The 21,812-nt window shown below is 71.8% G+C and carries 15 protein-coding genes; 9 read left to right on the forward strand and 6 right to left on the reverse strand.

What is annotated here, in order from left to right:
- Positions 1-184: 184 nt before the first annotated feature.
- Positions 185-1,303: a DUF4349 domain-containing protein gene (locus IO36_RS20810; RefSeq protein ID WP_078943344.1), complete on the forward strand. Its 1,119-nt coding sequence runs from the start codon at positions 185-187 to the stop codon at positions 1,301-1,303.
- Positions 1,304-1,330: 27 nt separating this feature from the next.
- Entirely contained in the window at positions 1,331-2,785 is a 1,455-nt protein-coding gene (locus tag IO36_RS20815) for an FAD-dependent oxidoreductase (RefSeq protein WP_078943318.1), read from the forward strand.
- Between the two features lie 133 nt (positions 2,786-2,918).
- On the opposite strand, the gene IO36_RS20820 is transcribed toward IO36_RS20815, so the two are convergent.
- The gene (locus IO36_RS20820; RefSeq protein ID WP_078943319.1) at positions 2,919-3,248 is read right to left on the reverse strand and encodes a hypothetical protein; all 330 of its coding nucleotides are present in this window, start codon (positions 3,246-3,248) and stop codon (positions 2,919-2,921) included.
- Positions 3,249-3,457: 209 nt separating this feature from the next.
- Here IO36_RS20820 and IO36_RS20825 point away from each other — a divergent pair, with 209 nt between their 5' ends.
- Positions 3,458-4,276, forward strand: a complete 819-nt coding sequence (locus tag IO36_RS20825; protein ID WP_037621826.1) for a rhomboid family intramembrane serine protease — start codon at positions 3,458-3,460, stop codon at positions 4,274-4,276.
- A gap of 15 nt (positions 4,277-4,291) precedes the next feature.
- Here the strand turns inward: IO36_RS20825 and hemE are convergent, their stop codons facing one another.
- Positions 4,292-5,359: a uroporphyrinogen decarboxylase gene (gene hemE, locus IO36_RS20830; protein WP_037621827.1), complete on the reverse strand. Its 1,068-nt coding sequence runs from the start codon at positions 5,357-5,359 to the stop codon at positions 4,292-4,294.
- A gap of 187 nt (positions 5,360-5,546) precedes the next feature.
- Between hemE and IO36_RS20835 the strand changes: the two genes are divergently transcribed.
- From IO36_RS20835 to IO36_RS20855, 5 genes are all read left to right on the forward strand, one after another.
- A complete protein-coding gene (locus IO36_RS20835) occupies positions 5,547-6,224 on the forward strand; it encodes a DUF3000 domain-containing protein (protein ID WP_078943320.1) in 678 nt (225 codons plus the stop codon).
- A gap of 279 nt (positions 6,225-6,503) precedes the next feature.
- Entirely contained in the window at positions 6,504-7,166 is a 663-nt protein-coding gene (locus IO36_RS20840; RefSeq protein ID WP_019073943.1) for a response regulator transcription factor, read from the forward strand.
- 122 nt (positions 7,167-7,288) lie between these two features.
- Positions 7,289-8,581 (forward strand): ribonuclease D, encoded by a 1,293-nt coding sequence (locus IO36_RS20845; RefSeq protein ID WP_037621829.1) that lies wholly within the window; start codon positions 7,289-7,291, stop codon positions 8,579-8,581.
- A gap of 465 nt (positions 8,582-9,046) precedes the next feature.
- Entirely contained in the window at positions 9,047-10,273 is a 1,227-nt protein-coding gene (locus IO36_RS20850) for a thiolase family protein (RefSeq protein ID WP_037621830.1), read from the forward strand.
- Positions 10,270-12,396 (forward strand): 3-hydroxyacyl-CoA dehydrogenase NAD-binding domain-containing protein, encoded by a 2,127-nt coding sequence (locus IO36_RS20855; protein ID WP_037621831.1) that lies wholly within the window; start codon positions 10,270-10,272, stop codon positions 12,394-12,396. Before IO36_RS20850 ends, IO36_RS20855 begins: the two co-directional genes overlap by 4 nt.
- 148 nt (positions 12,397-12,544) lie before the next feature.
- Here the strand turns inward: IO36_RS20855 and IO36_RS20860 are convergent, their stop codons facing one another.
- Both IO36_RS20860 and IO36_RS20865 read right to left on the reverse strand, forming a co-directional pair.
- Positions 12,545-14,029: a hypothetical protein gene (locus IO36_RS20860; protein ID WP_037621832.1), complete on the reverse strand. Its 1,485-nt coding sequence runs from the start codon at positions 14,027-14,029 to the stop codon at positions 12,545-12,547.
- Positions 14,030-14,126: 97 nt separating this feature from the next.
- Positions 14,127-17,984, reverse strand: a complete 3,858-nt coding sequence (locus IO36_RS20865) for a bifunctional glycosyltransferase/CDP-glycerol:glycerophosphate glycerophosphotransferase (protein WP_078943321.1) — start codon at positions 17,982-17,984, stop codon at positions 14,127-14,129.
- Positions 17,985-18,347: 363 nt separating this feature from the next.
- On the opposite strand from IO36_RS20865, the gene IO36_RS20870 reads away from it, so the two are divergent.
- Positions 18,348-19,457 (forward strand): LCP family protein, encoded by a 1,110-nt coding sequence (locus tag IO36_RS20870; protein ID WP_051900721.1) that lies wholly within the window; start codon positions 18,348-18,350, stop codon positions 19,455-19,457.
- A 166-nt stretch (positions 19,458-19,623) separates the two neighbouring features.
- On the opposite strand, the gene IO36_RS20875 is transcribed toward IO36_RS20870, so the two are convergent.
- Both IO36_RS20875 and IO36_RS20880 read right to left on the reverse strand, forming a co-directional pair.
- Complete coding sequence (locus tag IO36_RS20875) at positions 19,624-20,640, reverse strand: DUF8189 domain-containing protein (protein WP_037621833.1); 1,017 nt, start codon at positions 20,638-20,640, stop codon at positions 19,624-19,626.
- Between the two features lie 85 nt (positions 20,641-20,725).
- Positions 20,726-21,784, reverse strand: coding sequence for an NlpC/P60 family protein (locus IO36_RS20880; RefSeq protein WP_037621834.1), 1,059 nt, complete (start codon positions 21,782-21,784; stop codon positions 20,726-20,728).
- Between the last annotated feature and the right edge of the window lie 28 nt (positions 21,785-21,812).

Consider the following 21,812-nt stretch of genomic DNA (forward strand, 5'->3'; position numbering starts at 1 on the left):
CGCCCTCCTCCGGCGTCGAAGAACCGTCAGTCGTCACCACCCTGGGGGGAAGACCCACATGCGCACACGCAGTCACGGACAACCGGTCCGGCCCGTCACACCCGTCGCGTCCGCCGCGTCCCCGCCGTCCGCCGCGCCCGTCGCGTCCGCCGCGCCGGTGCGCGCCGGCCGCACGACCCGGGTCATGGCGGGGACGTTCCTCGTCGCCGCGCTCGCGCTGGCGGGGTGCGGCGCGAACGAAACCGGCGTCGCGAGCGACAAATCGGCCGCGCGCAGCGCCGGGGACGCGGCCGTCGCCCCCGGGGAACGGGCGGACTCGGGGGCGGCGGGCAGCGGCTCCTCGAACGGCCGCAAGGCGGCGGCCCCTCCCAAGCTGAGCGTGAACAGCATCATCCGCACGGCCTCGCTGACCGTCGTGGTCAAGGACGTTTCCGGGGCGCTGGACGACGCCCGTACGGCGGCCGAGAACGCCGGCGGCTACGTCGGCGACGAGACCACCACCCGGGACGGGCACGACCACGAGCGCACCCGCGTGGTCCTGCGGGTGCCCTCCGAGCGGTACGACGAGGTGCTCGCCGGTCTGGAGGGCGCCGGCAAGGTCGTCGAGCGCACGGCCAAGGCCGAGGACGTCACCGACCAGGTGGTGGACGTGGAGAGCCGGGTGAAGTCGCAGCGCGCCAGCGTGGCCCGGGTCCGCGAGCTGATGGACAAGGCGACGAAGCTCAGCGATGTGGTGGCCCTGGAAGGGGAGTTGAGCAGCCGGGAGTCCGACCTGGAGGCGCTGCTCGCCCAGCAGGCCTCGCTGAAGGACCGCACGAGCCTGGCCACGATCACGCTCACGCTGTCCGAGACCCCGGTGAAGAAGGCCGAGAAGAAGGAGTCGGACCCGGGCTTCCTGGACGCGCTCTCGGGCGGCTGGCACGTGCTGGTGACCGTGGTGCGCTGGCTGGCCCTGGCGATCGGTGCGGTGCTGCCGTTCGCGGTGGTGCTGGGTCTGATCGCCCTGGTGTGGGCGCGTGCGGTGAGCCCCCGGCTGCGCCGCCGCCAGGCCCCGGCGACGTCTCCCGGTCCCTCTCCGGCGATGGCTGTCGGCCCGTACCCGGCCATGGCTTCCGGTCCGTCCCCGGCTGGTGCCCCTGGTCCGGCCGCGGGTCCGGTTCCGTCTCCGGCGGTGCCCGGGGGCCACGGACCGGCGCCGGTTCCGGGCTCCCGCCCGGCGTCCGACCCGGGGGAAGGCCCGGCCGCCGAACCGGCGGGCGGCGCGCCCTCCGGTACGGATCGGGAAGGCGGCGGGGAGGACTGAAGTGCCGTGCCCCCGTAGCGTGTTCGCATGAGCATCAGTGGCCCGAGCGGCGCGATCGACACCGGTGGTACGCGGGGGACGGACGGGACGGGCGGCGGGCCCGGCGCCCGGGAACGGCTGGTCGTGATCGGGGGTGACGCGGCGGGCATGTCCGCCGCGTCACAGGCGCGCCGGCTGCGCGGCCCGGACGAGCTGGAGATCGTGGCCTTCGAACGGGGCCACTTCACGTCGTACTCGGCGTGCGGCATCCCGTACTGGGTGGGCGGCGACGTCCCCGACCGCGACCGGCTGATCGCGCGGACCCCGAAGGAGCACCGCGAGCGCGCCATCGACCTGCGGATGCGCACGGAGGTCACCGCGATCGACGTCGCGGGCGCCCGGGTGCGCTCCCGGGACCTGGAGACCGGGGCGGAGGCGTGGACGCCGTACGACAGGCTCGTCATCGCGACCGGCGCGCGGCCGGTGCGCCCCGACCTGCCGGGTGCCGACGCGCCGGGTGTGCACGGTGTGCAGACCCTGGACGACGGGCAGGCCCTGCTGGACTCGCTCGCGGCGGCACGGGGCCGGCGCGCGGTGGTCGTCGGCGCGGGTTACATCGGCGTGGAGATGGCCGAGGCGCTCATCAACCGCGGCTACGAGGTGACCGTCGTCAACCGCGGCAGCGAACCCATGGCCACCCTCGACCCGGACATGGGCCGCCTGGTGCACACCGCCATGGAGGGACTCGGCATCACCATGGTCGGCGACACCGAGGTCACCGGGTTCCTCACCGACGACGACGGCCGGGTCCGCGCGGTCGCCACCGCGGACGCCGAGTACCCGGCGGACGTGGTGGTGCTCGGCATCGGCGTCCGCCCCGAGACGTCGCTCGCCCGCGCGGCCGGGCTGCCGCTGGGCGAGCACGGCGGCCTGCTCACGGACCTGTCGATGCGGGTCCGCGGGCACGAGGACATCTGGGCGGGCGGCGACTGCGTCGAGGTGCTCGACCTGGTCTCGGGGCGCGAACGGCACATCGCGCTCGGCACCCACGCGAACAAGCACGGCCAGGTCATCGGTTCCAACGTGGCCGGCGGATACGCCACGTTCCCCGGGGTCGTCGGCACGGCGGTGAGCAAGGTCTGCGATCTGGAGATCGCCCGCACCGGACTGCGCGAGAAGGACGCGCACCGGGCCGGCCTCAGGTTCGAGACCGTCACCATCGAGTCGACGAGCCGCGCGGGCTACTACCCGAACGCCGCCCTCATGACGGTGAAGATGCTCGCGGAGCACCGCACGGGACGGCTGCTCGGCGTGCAGATCGTCGGCCGCGAGGGCGCGGCGAAGCGCGTGGACATCGCGGCGGTGGCGCTGACCGCGGGCATGACGGTGGAACAGATGACGATGCTGGACCTCGGGTACGCGCCGCCCTTCTCCCCCGTCTGGGACCCGGTCCTGGTGGCGGCCCGCAAGGCGGTGGCGAAGGTCCGCCGGGGAGCCGCGTGACGGACACGGCCCGGGCGTCCCGCCGGGCCGGGCACGGCGGCCGCCCCCGGTGCCGGCCGCCGTGCCCGGGTCGGCCGTCCGGCGGGCGGGGCACTACGGCCTCGCCGTCCCGGACGACCGGGCAGGACACGACCTAGGCGGATTCGTTCCCGGCCGAGCCGTTGATCCGGTCGATCGCCTGGCGGGCCTGCTCCGCCGGGCGGGGCGGCAGGGAGGAGACCGAGCCGGACGCAGTGACCGCGGGCGGGCTCTGGGCCGGCTTGGCGTGCGCCGCCGGACGGGAGGACCGCAGGCGGTGGCTGACGGCCTCGTCCAGGGTCACCGGCCGCTGCATCCGGGCCGCGAGCCGTCCGGCCTCCTGGCCGAGCGCGGCGACGTCCTCCCATGGGAGGTGCAGCACCAGGGCGATTTCCGCCTCGCCGTCGGGCAGGGCATGCATCGGAGGAGTAACTCGGTCGCTCATGGCCTGTGTCCTCACGTCTTCACGTCGTCGCGTCGTCGTACCCCTCGGGTCGTGGGCGCGACGCGGGGGGCTGTGGAGACATACGGCCGCGGGGGCACAAGTGTTCAGTGGGTCCGGCGGGAACCTTCCCGGCGACGGGACCGGCCGGGCGCCCCGCCGGTGGCGGTGCGGCGCGGATTCAGGCCGTGCTCCGAGGGCAGTAGTTCCTCGTGGTCATTCCCGTCCATGACGTGAACCCGGTGCGGCGCACGCCCTGTGTGACGTACGCGCTGATCGCCGCCAATGTGCTCGTCTTCCTCTACACCCCCGGTCTCGCCGGATCGGTGGCGGGCGACAGCGCCCTGTCGCAGCTGTGCCATCTGCACGCGTTCATGGACCACTACGCCGCCGTGCCGCAGGAACTGATCCACCATCGGATGCCCCGGCTGGTGCCCACCGGCGAGGTCGGCGGCGGCCCGCACGACGCGGGCTGTCTGCTGGGCCCGCCGGACTACACCAAGTCGCCGCCGCTGTCGGTGCTCACGGCGATGTTCCTGCACGGGAGCTGGCTGCATCTGCTCGGCAACATGCTCTTCCTGCTGATCTTCGGCAACAACATCGAGGACCGCCTCGGCCATGTGCGCTTCACGCTGTTCTACGTGGCCTGCGGTTTCGCGGCGGCCTACGGCTTCGCCCTGGTGAACGAGGACTCGGGCGACCCGCTGATCGGCGCCTCGGGGGCGATCGCCGGGGTCCTCGGCGCCTATCTGGTGCTGTATCCGCGGGCCAGGGTCTGGGTCCTCGTCCCGTTCCTGGTGTTCCTGCCGCTCCGGCTGCCCGCGTGGCTCGTGCTGGGCTTCTGGTTCGTGCTCCAGGCGGCGTACTCGTCCGGCGCCGCCGTGCCCTCCGCGGGCACCGTGGCGTACGCGGCCCACGTGGTCGGGTTCCTGGCGGGCATGCTCCTGGCCTGGCCGCTGCGTCCGGGCACCCCACCGCCGCCGGAACCGCGCCGCCTGCTGTGGGGCAGACAGGCGCGGCACGGCTGGTGAACAGGCGGAGAAGACTTACCGGGCCGTCTGCGTGTGGACGTACTCCACCAGACGGCTCAGCGCGTCCGGGTCCATGCTCGGCATGACGCCGTGGCCGAGGTTGAAGACGTGGCCCTCCAGACCGGCGGCGGCGTCGAGCACCTCGCGGGTCTTCGCCTCGACGGCCTCGGTGCTCGCGAACAGGACCGCGGGGTCGAGGTTGCCCTGGAGCGCCTTGCCGGGGCCGACGCGGCGGGCGGCCTCGTCGAGCGGCACGCGCCAGTCGACGCCGACGACGTCCGCGCCGGCCTCGCCCATGAGGCCGAGCAGTTCACCGGTGCCGACACCGAAGTGGATGCGCGGCACCCCGTACGCGGCGACGGCGTCGAAGACCTTGGCCGAGGCGGGCATCACGGAGCGGCGGTAGTCCGCGGGAGCCAGCGCGCCGACCCAGGAGTCGAACAGCTGGACGGCGCTCGCGCCGGCCTCGATCTGCACCTTCAGGAAGGCGGAGGTGATCTCGGCGAGACGGTCCAGCAGATCGGCCCACAGCTGTGGGTCGCTGTACATCAGCGCCTTGGTGTGCTCGTGGTTCTTGGACGGACCGCCCTCCACGAGGTAACTCGCGAGGGTGAAAGGCGCGCCCGCGAAACCGATGAGCGGGGTCTCGCCGAGTTCGGCCGTCAGCAGCCCGATGGCCTCGGTGACGTACCAGACGTCCTCGGGGGTCAGATCGCGCAGCTGGGCCAGGTCGGCCCGGGTGCGGATCGGGTTCTGGACGACCGGGCCGACGCCCGGCTTGATGTCCAGGTCGACGCCGATGGCCTTCAGCGGGACCACGATGTCGCTGAAGTAGATCGCCGCGTCCACCTGGTGCCGGCGGACCGGCTGGAGCGTGATCTCGGCGACCAGCTCGGGCCGCATGCAGGACTCCAGCATGGGGATGCCCTCGCGCACCTTGAGGTACTCGGGCAGTGAGCGGCCGGCCTGCCGCATGAACCACACGGGCGTGTGCGGCACGGGCTCGCGCCTGCACGCCTTCAGGAAGGCGGACTCGTACGTGGCTGTCGGCTGCTGCCCGGCGGGGCTGTGGTTGGCGCTCACGACGGAAAGTCTCCCACGCCGGGCGGGCGCCCCCGTCCCGGGCTCCGGTGCGCCCGCCGCGCCCCCGCTCCGGTCCACCGGACGGCGCGAGCGCTCGGCGGTGTCCGCGTGGCGTGATCCGGACAGGGGTCCCACGCACGGGTGTCTCTCCCTGCGCGCGGGCTCCGTTCCCCTTAATCTTCCCGGCATGGCTGCGGCTCAGGGACGACTGTCGGACGGCGCTGGCGGAATGGACGACGCGAGGGAGAAGAAGGAGGAGGACAGGAATGCGGCGGAGACGGCCCCGTTGCCCTTCCGGGCGGCCGTCGAGGCGCTGCGCGGCGCCCGGCTGCGGCCGGACATCGAGATCGACCCGACCCGACCACCGCAACGCCTGGCTCCGTACGCGTACGCGCTGGAGGCCGCGGTCGTCGCCGACGACGAGGACCTGGCCGACGGCAGGCTCATCCTGCTGCACGACCCGGCCGGGCACGACGCCTGGCAGGGCTCCTTCCGTCTGGTGACCCTGGTCCGTGCGGAGCTGGAGCCGGAGATGGCCGCCGACCCGCTGCTGCCGGAGGTCTGCTGGTCCTGGCTGACCGGCGCGCTGCAGGCCCGCGGTCTGTCGTACGGCGAGCCCAGCGGCACGGTGACCCGGGCGAGCTCGCACTACTTCGGCGGGCTCGCGGAACGCCCGGCCGCCTCGCAGATCGAGATCCGCGCGTCCTGGACGCCCCGGGAGGGACTCGGCGGCGTACCGGACACCGCCGCGCACCTCGCCGGCTGGGGCGACCTGCTGTGCCAGATCGCCGGGCTGCCGCCGGTGACTCCGGGCGACGCGTCGGTGGTCACCCTGCCGCAGCGCCGGGGACCACAGTCCCGCTGACCCTCCGAAGGGCGCGCGCCGACGCGCGCGCCCTTTCCTTTTCCTTACCGGGGGCGCCTCGATACGGCCACTTTCGGCCGCGTATCGACGCGGAACGACTCGGTTCGATCTTCGGATGATCGATCGCGTGTCCGAATTGCACGGATTGTTACTCACCCCATCGTGATCATTCCCTAAAGGTCGACAGGTTTGGTGCCGAAGACCCCTGTGACCTTGAAAGCACGGTTCGTCCTGGCTCACCCCCCAGAGCCGGCCCCGTCCCGCACCCCAGGAGGCCTGGTGTCCGTTCTCCTCGAGCAGCCCGCAAGCCTGGTCGCCTACCGCCCGAACAAGCCGACCGCCATGGTGGTCGTGGCCGACCCCCGGGTCCGTTCCACCGTCACCCGCCACCTGTGGGCGCTCGGAGTGCGCGACGTCATCGAGGCGTCGTCCGTAGCGGAGGCCCGTCCCCGAATCGGCAACCCGCGTGACATCTGCGTCGCCGACGTCCACCTGCCGGACGGTTCCGGCCTCACCCTCCTCTCCGAGACCCGAGCCGCGGGCTGGCCCAACGGCCTCGCCCTCTCGGCGGCCGACGACATCGGCGCCGTGCGCAACGCCCTCGCGGGCGGCGTCAAGGGCTATGTCGTCACCGGCACCCGTACGAACGTCGGGCTCCCCACCCGGCCGGGTGCCGCGCCGATCGGCTCGGCCGCCGCCCGTATGCACCGCCGCCCCCCGGGTGCCCCGAGCCACCCGGGCGGCTACCGCGAACTGTCCGGCCGCGAGGTCGAGGTCCTGCGACTGGTCGCGGAGGGCCAGTCGAACAAGGCCATCGGCGTCTCCATGGGCCTGTCCGCACTGACCGTCAAGAGCCACCTCGCCCGCATCGCCCGCAAGCTCGGCACGGGCGACCGCGCCGGGATGGTCGCGGTCGCCCTGCGGACCGGAATCATCCACTGACCCCTCCCCGACACCTTGCCCCCGACGCCCCTCCCCCGAACCGGCCGGGCCTCCCCGCCACCGGAACCACCGGGACCGCTTTCCCCGCTTCCCCCCGCGCGTGAACCGCGCCTTGCGCTCACCTGACTGGTTTACGACCATCCGACGCCCAAGAGACCGCAGCAGACAGCTCACTGCGAACCACCGGAGGCGCCCCTCCGGACGACGTCGAACCGGCGCCGATCCCCTTGCTCGAGCCCCGCGAGGGCATTCCCCCGGTGATCGCCGACGACGACGCCCTCGCCGAGGTGATCGCCGCCTTCGCCGCCGGGTCCGGCCCGGTGGCCGTCGACGCCGAGCGCGCTTCCGGCTATCGCTACGGCCAGCGCGCCTATCTGGTGCAGCTTCGCCGCGAGGGCGCCGGGAGCGCTCTCATCGACCCCGTCGCCTGTCCCGACCTCTCCGGTCTCGGCGAGGCCGTGGCCGGGGCCGAGTGGGTGCTGCACGCCGCGACGCAGGACCTGCCCTGCCTGCGCGGGATAGGCATGATCCCCACCACGCTCTTCGACACCGAGCTGGCCGGACGCCTTGCCGGGTTCCCCCGGGTGGGCCTCGGCGCCATGGTCGAGAGCGTCCTCGGCTTCGTCCTGGAGAAGGGGCACTCCGCCGTCGACTGGTCGACGCGCCCGCTGCCCGAGCCCTGGCTGCGGTACGCCGCGCTCGACGTGGAACTGCTGGTCGACCTGCGCGACGCCCTGGAGAAGGAGCTCGACCGGCAGGGCAAGCTGGACTGGGCCCGGCAGGAGTTCGACGCCATCGCCCAGGCCGAGCCCGCGCCGCCGCGCAAGGACCCCTGGCGCCGTACGTCCGGGATGCACAAGGTGCGCCGGCGCCGGCAGATGGCCGTGGTCCGCGAGCTCTGGGAGACCCGGGACCGCATCGCCCAGCGCCGGGACATCTCGCCGGGCAAGGTGCTCGGGGACGCGGCGATCGTCGAGGCGGCGCTCGCGGTGCCCGCCAATGTGCACGCGCTGGCCGCGCTGAACGGCTTCGGGCACCGCATGGGGCGGCGCCAGCTGGAGCAGTGGCAGTCCGCGGTCGACCGCGCGAAGGCGCTGCCGGACGCCGAGCTGCCGCAGCCCGGGCAGCCGGTGACCGGGCCTCCGCCGCCGCGGGCGTGGGCCGACAAGGACCCGGCCGCCGCGGCCCGGCTGTCCGCCGCGCGGGCCGCCGTGTCGGCGCTGGCCGAGCGGCTGAACATGCCGCAGGAGAACCTGATCACCCCGGACACCGTGCGGCGCGTGTGCTGGGAGCCGCCGAAGACGCCCGACGCGGAGTCCGTGAGCGCCGCCCTGACCGCCTGCGGGGCCCGCCCCTGGCAGGTCGAACTGGTCACCCCGCCCCTGGTGACCGCCCTGTCGGTCAGCACCCCGTAACCGGGCTTCACCCGAACGGCCCATTCCCGGGCAGCGACGTACGGAGCCGCGACCTGCGGGGCGCGGCTCCGGGACCATGACGCACGACCCGGGGTGCGGTCGCCCCTGCCCGCCGGCGCGCGGTTGGCCCGTGGTGTGCGCCGGGGTCTGGCCTTCGCGCCTGGTTGCGCCTCGGTGCGCCGGGTGTGTGCGGAAGATCCGCCCGAACGGGTGCGGCGCCGCCGGGTCGGCCCGTCGAACGAGGGACGAGATCACGCCAAGATCCTGGGCCGGGACCGCGCACCGGCGCCGGGAGCGTGCGCCGGTGCCGCCGGGCCGGAACGCGCCGGCCCTCCGGATGTGACCTTCGCCGCTCCCGCCCGCGGGACTGGGCAGGTTGGTTACTCGTAAGTAGCATGGGTGCTGAGCGCGCGCTCAGGCGTGTGTCGCGCAGCAGTGCCATCCCGCATCTGGAGGAGAGCCATCGTGCCTCGTACCGTCAGGGACGTCGTCTTCGTCGACGGCGTCCGCACCCCGTTCGGCAAGGCGGGCCCGAAGGGCATCTACCACGAGACCCGCGCCGACGACCTCGTCGTGAAGGCCATCCGGGAGCTGCTGCGCCGCAACCCCGGTCTTGACCCCAAGAAGATCGACGAGGTCGCCATCGCCGCGACCACGCAGATCGGTGACCAGGGTCTGACCCTGGGCCGCACGGCCGGCATCCTCGCCGGACTGCCGCAGTCGGTCCCGGGCTACTCCATCGACCGTATGTGCGCGGGCGCGCTGACCGCCGTCACCTCCGTCGCGGGCTCCATCGGCTTCGGCGCGTACGACGTCGTCATCGCCGGCGGTGTCGAGCACATGGGCCGTCACCCCATGGGCGAGGGCGTGGACCCGAACCCGCGCTTCGTCAGCGAGAAGCTGGTCGACGAGTCCGCCCTGTTCATGGGCATGACCGCCGAGAACCTGCACGACCGCTACCCGACCATCACCAAGCAGCGCGCCGACGAGTACGCCGTGCGCTCGCAGGAGAAGGCCGCGAAGGCGTACGCCAACGGCAAGATCCAGCAGGACCTGGTGCCGATCTCGGTGCGCAACACCAACCCGGCCGCCGGCGAGACGGGCTGGGGCCTGGTCACCGCCGACGAGCCGATGCGCCCGGGCACCACGCTGGAGAACCTGTCCGGCCTGAAGACCCCGTTCCGCGTGCACGGCCGGGTCACCGCGGGCAACGCGGCCGGTCTGAACGACGGTGCGACCGCGTCGATCATCGCGTCCGAGGACTTCGCCCGCGAGAACGACCTGCCGGTCAAGATGCGCCTGGTCTCGTACGCCTTCGCGGGCGTCGAGCCGGAGGTCATGGGCTACGGCCCGATCCCGGCCACCGAGAAGGCCCTCGCCCAGGCCGGTCTGTCGATCGAGGACATCAACCTCTTCGAGATCAACGAGGCCTTCGCCGTCCAGGTCCTCGCCTTCCTGGAGCACTACGGCATCGCCGACGACGACGCGCGCGTCAACCAGTACGGCGGCGCCATCGCCTACGGCCACCCCCTCGCCTCCTCCGGCGTCCGTCTGATGACGCAGCTGGCCCGCCAGTTCGAGGAGCAGCCGGAGGTCCGTTACGGCCTCACCACCATGTGCGTCGGCTTCGGCATGGGCGCCACGGTGATCTGGGAGAACCCGCACCACAAGGACGCCGGAGGCGACAAGTGAGCACCGCTGAACTCCTCAAGGGAGCGGCCGAGCTGTTCCCCGACGAGGTCGTGACCTCGGCGAACGTACGCCACCTCGACCTGCCGTTCGGTGCCGGGCGCTTCGCGCTCATCACCCTCGACAACGGCTTCGACCACACCAAGCCGACCACCTTCGGCCCGGCGTCGCTGGCGAACCTGAACGCCGCCGTCGACCAGGTCGAGCAGGAGGCCGCGGCCGGCGAGATCGTCGGTATCGGCGTCACCGGCAAGCCGTTCATCTTCGCGGTCGGTGCCGACCTCAAGGGTGTCGAGCTGCTGAAGCGCCACGAGGACGCGCTCGCCATCGGCAAGGGCGGCCACGAGGTCTTCAAGCGCCTGTCGGGCCTCGCGGTCCCGACCTTCGCGTACTACAACGGCGCGGCGATGGGCGGTGGCGTCGAGGTCGGTCTGCACTGCACCTACCGGACCGTCTCCGCGGCCCTGCCGGCGTTCTCGCTGCCCGAGGTCTTCCTCGGTCTGGTCCCCGGCTGGGGCGGCTGCACGATCCTGCCGAACCTGATCGGCGCGGACAAGGCCGTCTCGGTGATCATCGAGAACTCGCTCAACCAGAACAAGCAGCTCAAGGGCGGCCAGGTCTACGACCTCGGCATCGCCGACGCGCTGTTCGAGGGTGCGGACTTCCTGGAGCAGTCGCTCCTGTGGACGGCCGCCGTCCTCAAGGGCGAGATCGCGATCGAGCGCCCGGAGATCGACCGCGGCGAGGCCTGGGACCAGGCCGTCGCCCGGGGCCGGTTCATCGCCGACGGCAAGGTGCACGGGGCCGCCCCGGCCGCCTACCGCGCGCTGGACATCATCGCCGCGGCCAAGGACGGGGACCTGCAGAAGGGCTTCGACGCCGAGGACGTGGCGCTCGCCGACCTGATCATGGGTGGCGAACTGCGCTCCGGCATCTACGCCTTCAACCTGGTCCAGAAGCGCGGCAAGCGTCCGGCCGGCGCGCCGGACAAGTCCCTCGCGCGTCCGGTCACCAAGGTGGGCGTCGTCGGCGCGGGCCTGATGGCCTCGCAGCTGGCCCTGCTCTTCCTGCGCCGCCTCGAGGTGCCGGTCGTGCTGACCGACATCGACCAGGAGCGCGTCGACAAGGGTGTGGGCTACGTCCACGCCGAGATCGACAAGCTGCTGCTCAAGGGCCGCGTCAACCAGGACAAGGCCAACCGCCTCAAGGCCCTGGTCTCCGGTGTCCTGGACAAGGCGGAGGGCTTCTCCGACGCGGACTTCATCATCGAGGCCGTGTTCGAGGAGATCGGTGTCAAGCAGCAGGTGTTCGCCGAGGTCGAGGCGGTCGCCCCGGCTCACGCGATCCTCGCGACGAACACCTCGTCCCTCTCCGTGTCGGAGATGGCGTCGAAGCTGAAGAACCCCGAGCGGGTCGTCGGCTTCCACTTCTTCAACCCGGTCGCGATCCTCCCGCTCCTGGAGATCGTGCGCGGCGAGCAGACGGACGACGCCTCGCTGGCCACGGCGTTCGCCGTCGCCAAGAAGCTGAAGAAGACCGCGGTGCTCACCAAGGACGCCCCGGCGTTCGTCGTGAACCGCATCCTGACCCGCTTCATGGGCGAGATCCAGAACGTCATCGACGAGGGCACCCCGGTCGCCGTGGCGGAGAAGGCGGTGGAGCCCCTGGGCCTGCCGATGTCTCCTCTCGTCCTCCTGGAGCTGGTCGGTCCCGCGATCGGTCTGCACGTCTCGGAGACCCTCAACCGGGCCTTCCCGGACCGCTTCACGGTCTCCCCGAACCTCGCGGCCGTCGTCAAGGCGGGCAAGCGCGGCTTCTACGTCTACGACTCCGGCAAGCCGGAGCTGGACCCCGAGGTCGCCGCGCTCCTGAAGCAGGGCGACGTCGTCCTGACCGAGGAGCAGGTGCGGGACCGGGTCCTCGACGCGGTCGCCCAGGAGATCGGGCTCATGCTCGACGAGGGTGTCGTCGCCGAGGCCCAGGACATCGACCTCTGCCTGATCACCGGCGCGGGCTGGCCCTTCCACCTGGGCGGCATCACGCCGTACCTGGACCGTGAGGGCGTCTCGGAGCGGGTGCGCGGCAAGCGGTTCCTGGAGCCGGGCGTGGCGTCGGTCCCGGCGTAACACCCCACCGCTGCAACCGAAGGGGGCCTCCGGCGACGGAGGCCCCCTTTGCCGTGCGGGCGGCTTGTGGTGCGTACGGCTGTCGTGCGTACGGCCCTCGGGCGGGCGCCGCCGGATCGGCAGCGGCCGGCAGGCTCCGCGGACCGGCTCAGTGGGCGGACAGGGACATGACGTCGAAGGTGACGGTCGCCGGTGGGGACGCCTCTCCCTCCTCGTTCGCCGCGACGATCTCGACGGTGTGGGGACCGGGGGCCCACTCGCCCTCCGCGTTCCAGAGCCAGCGGCCGTCGTGGGCGACCGGGCAGGAGCCGAGCAGGGTGCCGTTCCTCCGGAAACCGATGCGGGTGGCGCCGTTGGAGGCACCGGTGAAGCGGATGCCGCCCGAGAGGAGCTGCTGGCCCGGTTCGGGGGTGTGCGGCAGCGGGGGCAGGAGGGTGACCCGGGCCCCGGCGGTGTCGAAGTCCCGCTCGGGTTCCGTGGTCTCCGGCACCGGCGGCGGCGTGATCCGGTCCGACGTCGTGAACGTCACGTCGGTGCGGGCCGACTGGATCCCGTTCCGGTCGACGGCGAAGAGGCGCACGGTGTGCTCGCCGGTGCTCCAGCCCTCCTCGCGCCGCCAGGTCCAGTCGCCCTCGGGGCCGACGGGTGCCGAGGCCAGGTAGACGCCGTTCTGCCAGATGCTGACGCGTACCGCCCCGGGTGCGCGGCCGGTGAGGGCGGCTCCGCTCACGGGCTGCGGGTCGTGCGGGGGCGGCGCGGTGACGACAGGTGCCGCGAGCCAGTCCTGGACGACGGAGGTCGCGGCGAGGAACCCGGTGATGCCCGACCGGTCGGCGTCGGGTTCCTCGTAGCCGTGCCGGGTGAAGCCCAGTCTCGGGCTGATGCCCTCCACGAGCAGACCGGCGATCCCGAGCAGCGGAGGCGTGTTGCGCTGGGTGACCTTGCCGTGGCCGGTGATGTGCGGGGACTCGCTGTAGAGGAAGTTGAAGTTCGGGTACCGCTGGAGCAGTCCCAGATACGGCTCGATCTGGGTGGCGTACTGCTCGTCCTGCGGCGAGGACACCAGGTAGAGGTGGGCGGCCGGGTTGGCCTCGGAGGCCAGCAGGTCGGTCAGGACGGTGTCGAGACGCCGGACCATGTCCTCGGGCATCGTCTCGCCGAGCATGTGGCGGCCGGTGCGCGGATACATGTCGCGGACGAAGCTGCCGATCCGCAGCTGCGGGACGCTGGCGACGATGTTGCGGAAACCGTGGCGCAGTCCGAAGTACAGGGCCGCGCTGCCGCCCTTGGAGCTGCCCCACAGGGTCACGTCGGCCGGCGTCAGCCCGAGGGCGTTCATCACCCGCCGGACGAGCCCGATCACGGACCGCTCGACCCCGAAGTCCCCGTCCTTGCACAGGTAGTAGGTGTTGCCGCCGTCGAACCGGTCGCGGATCCAGAGGATGTTGGAGCGCAGATTGTCGAGGACGCCGGTGGCCCAGCCGTAGTCGTCCGGGGCGTCGATGTTGGCGAAGACGACCGTGAGGTGCCGGTTGCCGCCCCGCGCGTGGGCGAACCGGTACTCCACGGGGTAGGCGCCCGAGGCGTCGATCCCCGAGATCACCGTGCGGCCCTTGGCGGCTGATGGAGACATGCTGCGCTTTCCTTGTCGTGCGAAGAGGGAGCGTGCCGCGGCGCCGTTGCGAAGGGGCGCCGCGGACACGCTCATGAAGTGACCGGGCCGTACGCGGTCAGCGGGCCATGCCCTCGGCGATCCTGCCGAGGGCAACCCGGCTGTCGTCGGCGTCGCCCCGCGCGGGCTGGCTGGGCAGGCCGTTCACGGGCCGGCCGGGGCCCGCCGCGGCCTCCTGCGAGGTCGGCCGCGACGCGAACGCGTCCCAGGAGAGCGGGGTCAGGGGACGCCCCTGGTGCCGGGTGGCCGCGGAGCCCGCTTCGGGGGCCCGTGCCTCCCCGGGGGCGAGGTCGCCTCCGGCGGTCAGCATCCGGTCGGCCAGCCGGGCCGCGGCGAAGCCGTCGTCGAGGTCGCAGAACTCCCGCTGGAAGGCGCGGTAGCGCTCGGCGTAGGCGTCCTGGATCCCGTCGATGTCCCGTACGGCGTCGACCAGTTCACCGGACGTGCTCACCAGCGGTCCGGGGGCCTTGCCCTCGAAGTCGAAGTAGAAGCCGCGCAGGGTGTCGCGGTAGTGGTCCAGGTCGTAGGTGAAGAACAGGATCGGGCGGCCGGTGTTGACGTAGTCGAACATCAGGGACGAGTAGTCCGTGATCATCACGTCGGTGATCAGGGACAGGTCGGCCATGTCCGGGTAGTCGGAGACGTCGAAGACGAAGCCGTCGCCGGCTCCGGGGACCGGGTCCACCACGTTGGGGTGACGGCGTACCAGGAGCACGTGGTCCGCGCCCAGTCGGGCCCGCGCGTCCTCCAGGTCGATCCGGAAGTCCAGCTTGTACTTGCCGGGCGCGTAGAACTGGTCGTCGCGCCAGGTCGGCGCGTACATCACGACCCGCTTGCCGTCGGGCAGTCCGATCCGGCGGCGGATCTCCCGCTCCCGGTGCTCGGTGCCGGGCCGGCGCAGGAGGTCGTTGCGCGGGTAGCCGCACTCGACCATCTCGCCCGGGAAGCCGAAGGCGCGCCGCAGGATCGGGGTGGAGAAGCTGTTGGGCGAGACCAGCATGTCCCAGTTCCGCACCTCCTTCTCGACGCGTTCCAGGTAGCGCTGGTCGGCGAAGTGGATGGCCTCGATGTCGTGGCCGATCTTCTTCAGCGGGGTGCCGTGCCAGGTCTGCACGACGACCTGGCCGTCGCGCTTGTGGAACCAGTCGGGCAGGTGGTTGTTGGCGACCACGTAGCGGCTGGTGGCCAGGGCCTCGTACCACTGCGGGGACCACATGCGCACCGGTGTGGCGGTCGGCGGGACCTGGACCTGGTCGTCGCGGACGACCCACAGGTGGTCGAGGGGGACGCCACGGCGCACCAGTTCCTCGTGCAGGGCGCGCGGGCTGTCCGAGTACTGGGTGCCCTTGAACGCGTCCAGGAGGATCGCGGGGCGCACCTTGTCGCGGCGCGCCGCCGGATAGGCCTTGGTGCGCAGCAGCTTCTGGCGGTACGGGCCGCGGGCGTCGTCCGGCATGGCGGAGTGGACGAGCAGGGACAGCCGGTCGTAGGCCTCGGCCTGGAGCTCGTAGCGGCGTTCGGCCGCCTCGTACTGAGCGGGGAAGGCGGGGACGATCTCCTGCTCGATCTTGAGCATGAGGTCGCCCAGCCGGTCCTCGCGGGCGACCGCGGACGGGTCCTGGCGGCGCAGGAAGAAGTCCCAGCGTCCGGACGCGAGGGGGATGTCGCCGGCGAGGGTGCGCATGGCGGCCGGGGTCAGGACGGCCCGGAACGCGTCGCCGTCCCACTGGAGGGGGACGGGGCGTTCGGCTCCGTGGGCCCGCGAGCGGACCACCAGGTGGGCGTCGCGGTACTCGCGCTCGGTGAGGCGGTCGGCGGCCAGGTAGCGGCCGGTGACCTCCAGGGAGCCGTCCTCGTGCCAGGCGAAACCGGTCGCCGTCGGCAGGGTGGCGCGTTCGAAGAGCACCAGATAGCCGGAGCCGTTGCGGTGGACGACGACCTCGCGGTCGCCCTCGCGGGTCTGGAGCGGGGCGGGCAGGGGGTAGTGCCCGTCGGGGGTCTGCTCGGCGACCACCGGGTAGATGGTCATCTTGCGGCCCTCGACGTGGAAGGTGGTCTTCCAGCCGTTGCTGCCCATGCTCCAGGACTGGGGCACGTCCACGCCGGACGCGGCGTCGGCGCGGTGTCCGGGCACCAGGGCGTCCAGCGGGATCCGGGCGGTGAAGGTGCACCAGCCGTCGCCGCCGGGCAGGAAGCGGACGCCGGCGTCATGGCGTCCGGCGCCGCTCATGCTGGTGAAACGGAGCTTGCCCCACTCGGGCACCCGGGGACCGAGGTAGACGCCGCTGAGCTCCAGCTGGTCACCGGTGATCCGGTGGCCCGTGATCCGGCAGCGCACGACTTCCACCCGCAGCTTGAGCTTGCCCTGCAGAAACACGGGCAGCACGCGGGTGTTGCGGTCGACGTAGCGGTACGGCGGATTGGCGGCGGTTCCGGCGCCGCCGCGGCCGATGCCCCGGTAGCGGAACAGCCCGCGGCTCAGGACGCCGACGGCGACGTCCCAGGTGCCCTCGGTCCACTCGCCCTTGTGCTTGAGGCGCGTGGTGTCGATCTGGGTCTCGAAACCGGCCCAGTCGTAGCAGTAACGATTCTGCGCAGAGTGTTCGGTGGCCTGGGGCGCGTACGTCGTCTTCGCGGTGCCGAGGACCATCCGCCCCTGCTTCTTGTTGCGCAGGGCGACGGCCTTCACCGACATGTGCTTCTTGTGCACGTTGATGTAGCGGACGTACGCCGCGCCGGTGAGGGTGAGCTGATGGCCGTCGGGGCTCCAACGGGCGCCCTCCAGCGACCCGTGCAGCGAGAACTCCTTGTCCAGCCGGTAGGCCTTCTTGTCGAGGCCGACTTCCCGGTCGCCCAGGAAGGGGTAGTTCAGATAGCGGCGCAGACGCCGCTGGACGGGCATCGGACCGCCGCGCCGCTCGAAGCCGATGACCTCCAGCAGCTCGGCCAGCCGGCGCTCGCGCACCAGCAGCCACTTGATCCGGGCGTCGGCCGGCAGTCCGTCGATGATGGCGGGGTCCGCCTCGTCGAGGAACTCGTTGGCCCACCGCATGAAGGCCTCGCGGTACTCCTCGTCGGCGTCCGGGAGCACCTTCAGGTGGAGCATCAGGTCGGACTTGAGGCAGGCGAGGTCGTACTTGCGCTTGCTCTCCTCGTAGAGCCGGGAGCGGCGTTCGGCGAGGAAGCGGCTCACGGACTGCACGGCGGCGACCCGGTCGCGCAGGTTGGACAGCTCGGTGTGCCGCTGGGTGATCGAGGGGGCGGCTCCGCCCTCGCGGCGGCGCCAGAAGTAGACGACGTCGGTGACGACGTCGACCTTGGCGGCCCGGAAGTGGGCGTACATGTTGACCCAGGAGTCCTCGTAGAGGACGCCCTCGGGGAACTTGATGAAGTGGCAGTCCCAGAAGGACCGCCGGAACAGCTTGTTCCACACCGTCCGGTCGTAGATGAGCGCGTCGAACTTCGTGATGTGGGTGCCGCGCCGGTTCTTCTGCATCGGGCTCTGGTGCAGGGGCGACTGCCACTTCGTGGTGGAGTTCATCATCTGCACGTTGCCGGAGACGAAGTCCGAGCCGGACTCCTGCAGGGTGCGCGTCAGCAGTTCGTAGGTGTACTCGGGGATGACGTCGTCACCGTCGACGAAGGCGATGAACTCGGCGCGTGGGTGCATGGCCCGCAGGCCGGTGTTCCGGGCGTGTCCGGGACCGTGCGCGTCCTGCCGGACGAGCCGGAAGCGCGGGTCGGCGGCGCAGAACTCGGCGGCGATACGTGTCGAACCGTCGGTGGAGCCGTCGTCGACGAGGATCACCTCGAAGTCGCGGAACGACTGACGCGCTATCGATTCCAGACACTCTGTGAGATAAGCCTCGACATTCTGGAACGGAACGACAACGCCGAGACGCGGATGATGCGTCAATTTGACTCCTACCGAGACAACTCACCCAGTGAGTTCATCGATCAGCTGACACTGGGCACCCCCGTGACCCGGCGGATCCGCGGCCCCTGCCGCGCGACGACCACCGTCCCGTGAGCTCGGACACGAGCCCCCTCCACCCGATGATCACAGGACCTGCACATTCTTAGCCAAGGTTCCCGCTGAGTCAACGAGAGGCAACGTGGCGTTCACCTGAGGTTCAACGAGAAGCCATCCCCCTGTAAAACGCGCTCGTCAGGGCACCTATAGTTCGCACTGCACCGCTTCGTTCCCGTCGGGCCGGCTCCCCCTCCCGGACCCCACAACTCCGCTCGCGCGGAGCCCGTGAGGAGAGGACCCCACCCCATGACGTACAACGCCCTGCCCGAAAAGCGGCCCGGCGACGAGACGCACGGCACCGGACGGCGCGGCACCGGACGGCGCGGCACCGGGCCACGCCGGAGGCGCCGCGGACGCATCGTCCTGCTGACGCTCCTGGTCCTGCTGCTGACCGCCGGTGGCACCGCCTACTGGCTCTACAGCGACCTGGACGGCAACATCAAGGGCGTCGACCTCGACGAGGCGCTCGGCGACGACCGGCCCGAGAAGCTGCCCACCTCGGGGCAGAACATCCTGGTCCTCGGCTCCGACTCGCGCGCCGGCGCGAACGCGGCGCTCAAGACGGGTCGTGTCTCCGGGGCGCGGTCCGACACCGCCCTGGTGATGCACATACCCGAGGGCCGGCAGAAGGCCTTCGCGGTCAGCATCCCGCGCGACACCCTGGTCACCCGCCCCGAGTGCACCCGGGCGGACGGCACGAAGGTGCCCTCCGCACAGCGGGTCATGTTCAACTCCATCTACTCCCAGGTCGGTTCGGCCTGCGTGGTGAAGACCGTGGAGAAGATCTCCGGGATCCGCATGGACCACTACATGGAGATCGACTTCGCCGGCTTCAAGGGCCTGGTGGACGCGATAGGCGGCGTGACCGTCACCGTCGACAAGGACATCCACGACACCTCCAGCGGCCTCGACCTGACCGCCGGGACACACCGGCTGGACGGCACGCAGTCGCTGGAGTTCGTACGGACCCGGCACGGCATCGGCGACGGCAGCGACCTCGGACGCATCGGGCTGCAGCAGCGGTTCCTGACCGCGCTGCTCTCCGAGATCAAGAAGCAGGACCTGCTGGGCAGCCCCGCCAAGACCTACCGGATCGCCGACAGTCTGACCCGGGCGCTCACCACCGACTCCGACCTCGCCTCGCTCTCGGCGCTGGCCGACTTCGGCCGGAGCATGAACGGCGTCGACCCGTCCACCATGGAGACGATCATGCTCCCGGTGGCGTACGACAGGATCGACCCCAACCGCGTGGTGGCCGCCGAACCAGGGGCCTCGAAGCTGTGGAAGGCCCTGCGCACCGACTCCGCGATCCCCGAGTCGGCGAAGAAGTCGCCCGCCACGGGCGGGAGTTCCTGACCTGCGGACACGGGCCCGGCCGCTGCCTCGACAGGTGGCGGCCGGGCCCGTGTCCATGGACGGCGGTGCCGGGCCGGACGCCGGGCGGTGTGGGACCGCAGGCGGTGTCCGGCCGCTCGCCGGGTGGTCCGGACCGCCGACGGTGACGGCCGCTCGCCGGGCGGTCTCAGACCGCTCGCCAGGCCTCCAGCGCGATCCCGGGCTCGTCCTTGCGCCGGGTGACGCGGAGTTCGCCGGTCCCCGGGGAGAGCGTCGCGGCGACCACCCGGCCCTTCTCGTCCTCGGCCAGCGACAGCAGGGCGTCGGCGGGGAGTTCGGGCCCCGACTCCGTCCACCACGCGCCCGCCGACTCGTCCTCCGTCGGGTAGGCCGCGAAGGCCACCCGGCCGCTCGCCGCGCGCTGGGCGAGCAACGTGCAGTCGTGGCCGTCGAGTTCACAGCGGATGACCCGGACGGGGCCGGGGCCGGCCGAGGCGAGCAGGGCCACGGGCCTGGTGCCGGGGCGCCAGGCGCACACGTCGCCGGACTTGTCGGTGAAGAAGAGCGTGGTGGAAGCGGCGGAGGTCGCCAGCGCCTGGAGGGTGTCCGGGCGCACCGGTGCCTCCAGCGCCTCGTCCAGGGCAGGAACCGCGCCCGGCTCCTCCTGGCTCCAGTGCAACAGCCCGCCGGTGACGGCCGCGTACAGCTCGACACGGCCCGACGTCCCCGTCACGGCCGCCAGGTCTCCCCGGACGTCATGGCCCTTGAGGTCGTGCCAGGGCCCCCAGCCGCCCTTCTCCTTCTGGGCGGTCATGCCGACCCCGCCGCTCGCGTTGCGCACGAAGACATGGGCGCGCCCCTGGGCGTCGACCGCGACGGCCGGATTGCCCGTCCGGTCCCCGCTGCGGTCGGGGTGCCCGATGGGGTTCCAGTCGAGGGCGGCGAGGTCCGGCCGGAAATGGGTCGAGTGGACGAGGCCCGACTGGCCCTTGACCGTCGGCCGCCAGGAGACCAGATGGGTGTAGCGGTCCGGCCCCTGGCCCAGGGCCAGTACGGAGTGCAGACGCTGGTCGCCGCCCACGGTGCGGGGCGGGTCCCAGGGGCCTCCGGGTCCGTGCTCCGCCCGGCAGCGGACGGTGGCCTCCGACAGCAGGTAGGCGCTGAGCCTGCCGTCGCGACCGCGTATGAGCCAGTCGACGTTCACCGCTTCACCTTAGTCGCCGGCGGCTGACCCGGTGATCCGGGGCGGGCCGCCCGCGAGGGCGCGCGCGCCCGCCCCCGTCAGCGGTTCACAGACGCTTGGCGCTGCGCAGCAGCTGGGCGTAGAAGCCGTTGCCGTCGATGCGGGAGGCTCCGCCCTTGTCGCCCATGGTCGGCCCGTTGACCTCCTTGCGGCTGGAGATGAAGACGCGGTGGCCGTCGGTGTCCACGCCGAGGTACATGGCGACGTGGTCGATGTGGTTGCCGGTGCGGTGGTCCATCTTGAAGAAGAGGAGGTCACCGGGCTGGACCACGTCGATGTTCTTGGGGCGCGTGTACCAGGGCGAGGGACCGGTGATCTTCAGGATGTCGACGCCGATCTTGGAGCGGGCCATGCCGTCGGCGCTGCGCGGGAGCCCGTCGCCGGAGGTGTTCGTCGCCATCAGGGGATAGCGGGCCCGGTAGCCCCAGATCATCCGCATGAACCCGGAGCAGTCCAGGGCGCGGTAGCGCTCCTTGCGCGCCACCATCGAGGTGCCGTCGCGGAAGGTGTAGTTGATGCCCAGGTAGTCGTAGAAGTCGTTCTGCTCGAGGCGGTCGACGCCGTCCTCCTTGAACGGGCCGAAGACCGCGTCGCCCGCGTACGGGACGCCCTCGTCGTCCTTCTTCACCGGTGCGCCGTCGACGTACTGGAAGGCGATGGCGAAGATGTCGTCGGCCTGGCTGCCGTAGTACTCCTTGAACCAGTCCTTGAACCACTTCTCCTTCTCGGCCCCCTGGCGCCAGGCCTCCGGCATCAGGCGCACCCAGTCCTGGGTCATCACCCGGCTCTGGGTGTTGGCCGGCTCGGTGAAGGTGCGCGAGGGGCCCCGCAGGGTCGCGGTGCGGGCTCCGTCGGTGAAGGTGGCGAGGATGTCGCCGTTCTCGCCGCGCAGCACGGAGCGCGTCGGGTTGTTCAGGCGCTCCCAGGTCTGCTTGCCGGTGGCCTTGCCCGAGTTCTCGAGGTCGGGCTTGTCCGTGACGGCCTGCACGGCCGGGACCTTCGCGTCCTCGTCCTTGCGGAGTTCGAAGGTGAAGAAGGCGCTGCCCGCGAGCAGCGCGATGACCGTGGCAGCGTGGAGGACGGGACGGCCTTTGCGCTTCGGCATGGTGACGGCTCCAGGGGTACGGAAAGAA

The organism is Streptomyces aureus (assembly GCF_000725495.1).
GTDB lineage: Bacteria > Actinomycetota > Actinomycetes > Streptomycetales > Streptomycetaceae > Streptomyces > Streptomyces aureus_B.

What these genes read in the sequence shown, in the direction of transcription:
- IO36_RS20835 (WP_078943320.1), top strand. Translation starts at nt 5,547, where the DNA reads ATGGCTGCGGCTCAGGGACGACTGTCGGACGGCGCTGGCGGAATGGAC.
- IO36_RS20815 (WP_078943318.1), top strand. Translation starts at nt 1,331, where the DNA reads ATGAGCATCAGTGGCCCGAGCGGCGCGATCGACACCGGTGGTACGCGG.
- IO36_RS20820 (WP_078943319.1), bottom strand. Translation starts at nt 3,248, where the DNA reads ATGAGCGACCGAGTTACTCCTCCGATGCATGCCCTGCCCGACGGCGAG.
- IO36_RS20860 (WP_037621832.1), bottom strand. Translation starts at nt 14,029, where the DNA reads ATGTCTCCATCAGCCGCCAAGGGCCGCACGGTGATCTCGGGGATCGAC.
- IO36_RS20870 (WP_051900721.1), top strand. Translation starts at nt 18,348, where the DNA reads ATGACGTACAACGCCCTGCCCGAAAAGCGGCCCGGCGACGAGACGCAC.
- IO36_RS20880 (WP_037621834.1), bottom strand. Translation starts at nt 21,784, where the DNA reads ATGCCGAAGCGCAAAGGCCGTCCCGTCCTCCACGCTGCCACGGTCATC.
- IO36_RS20810 (WP_078943344.1), top strand. Translation starts at nt 185, where the DNA reads ATGGCGGGGACGTTCCTCGTCGCCGCGCTCGCGCTGGCGGGGTGCGGC.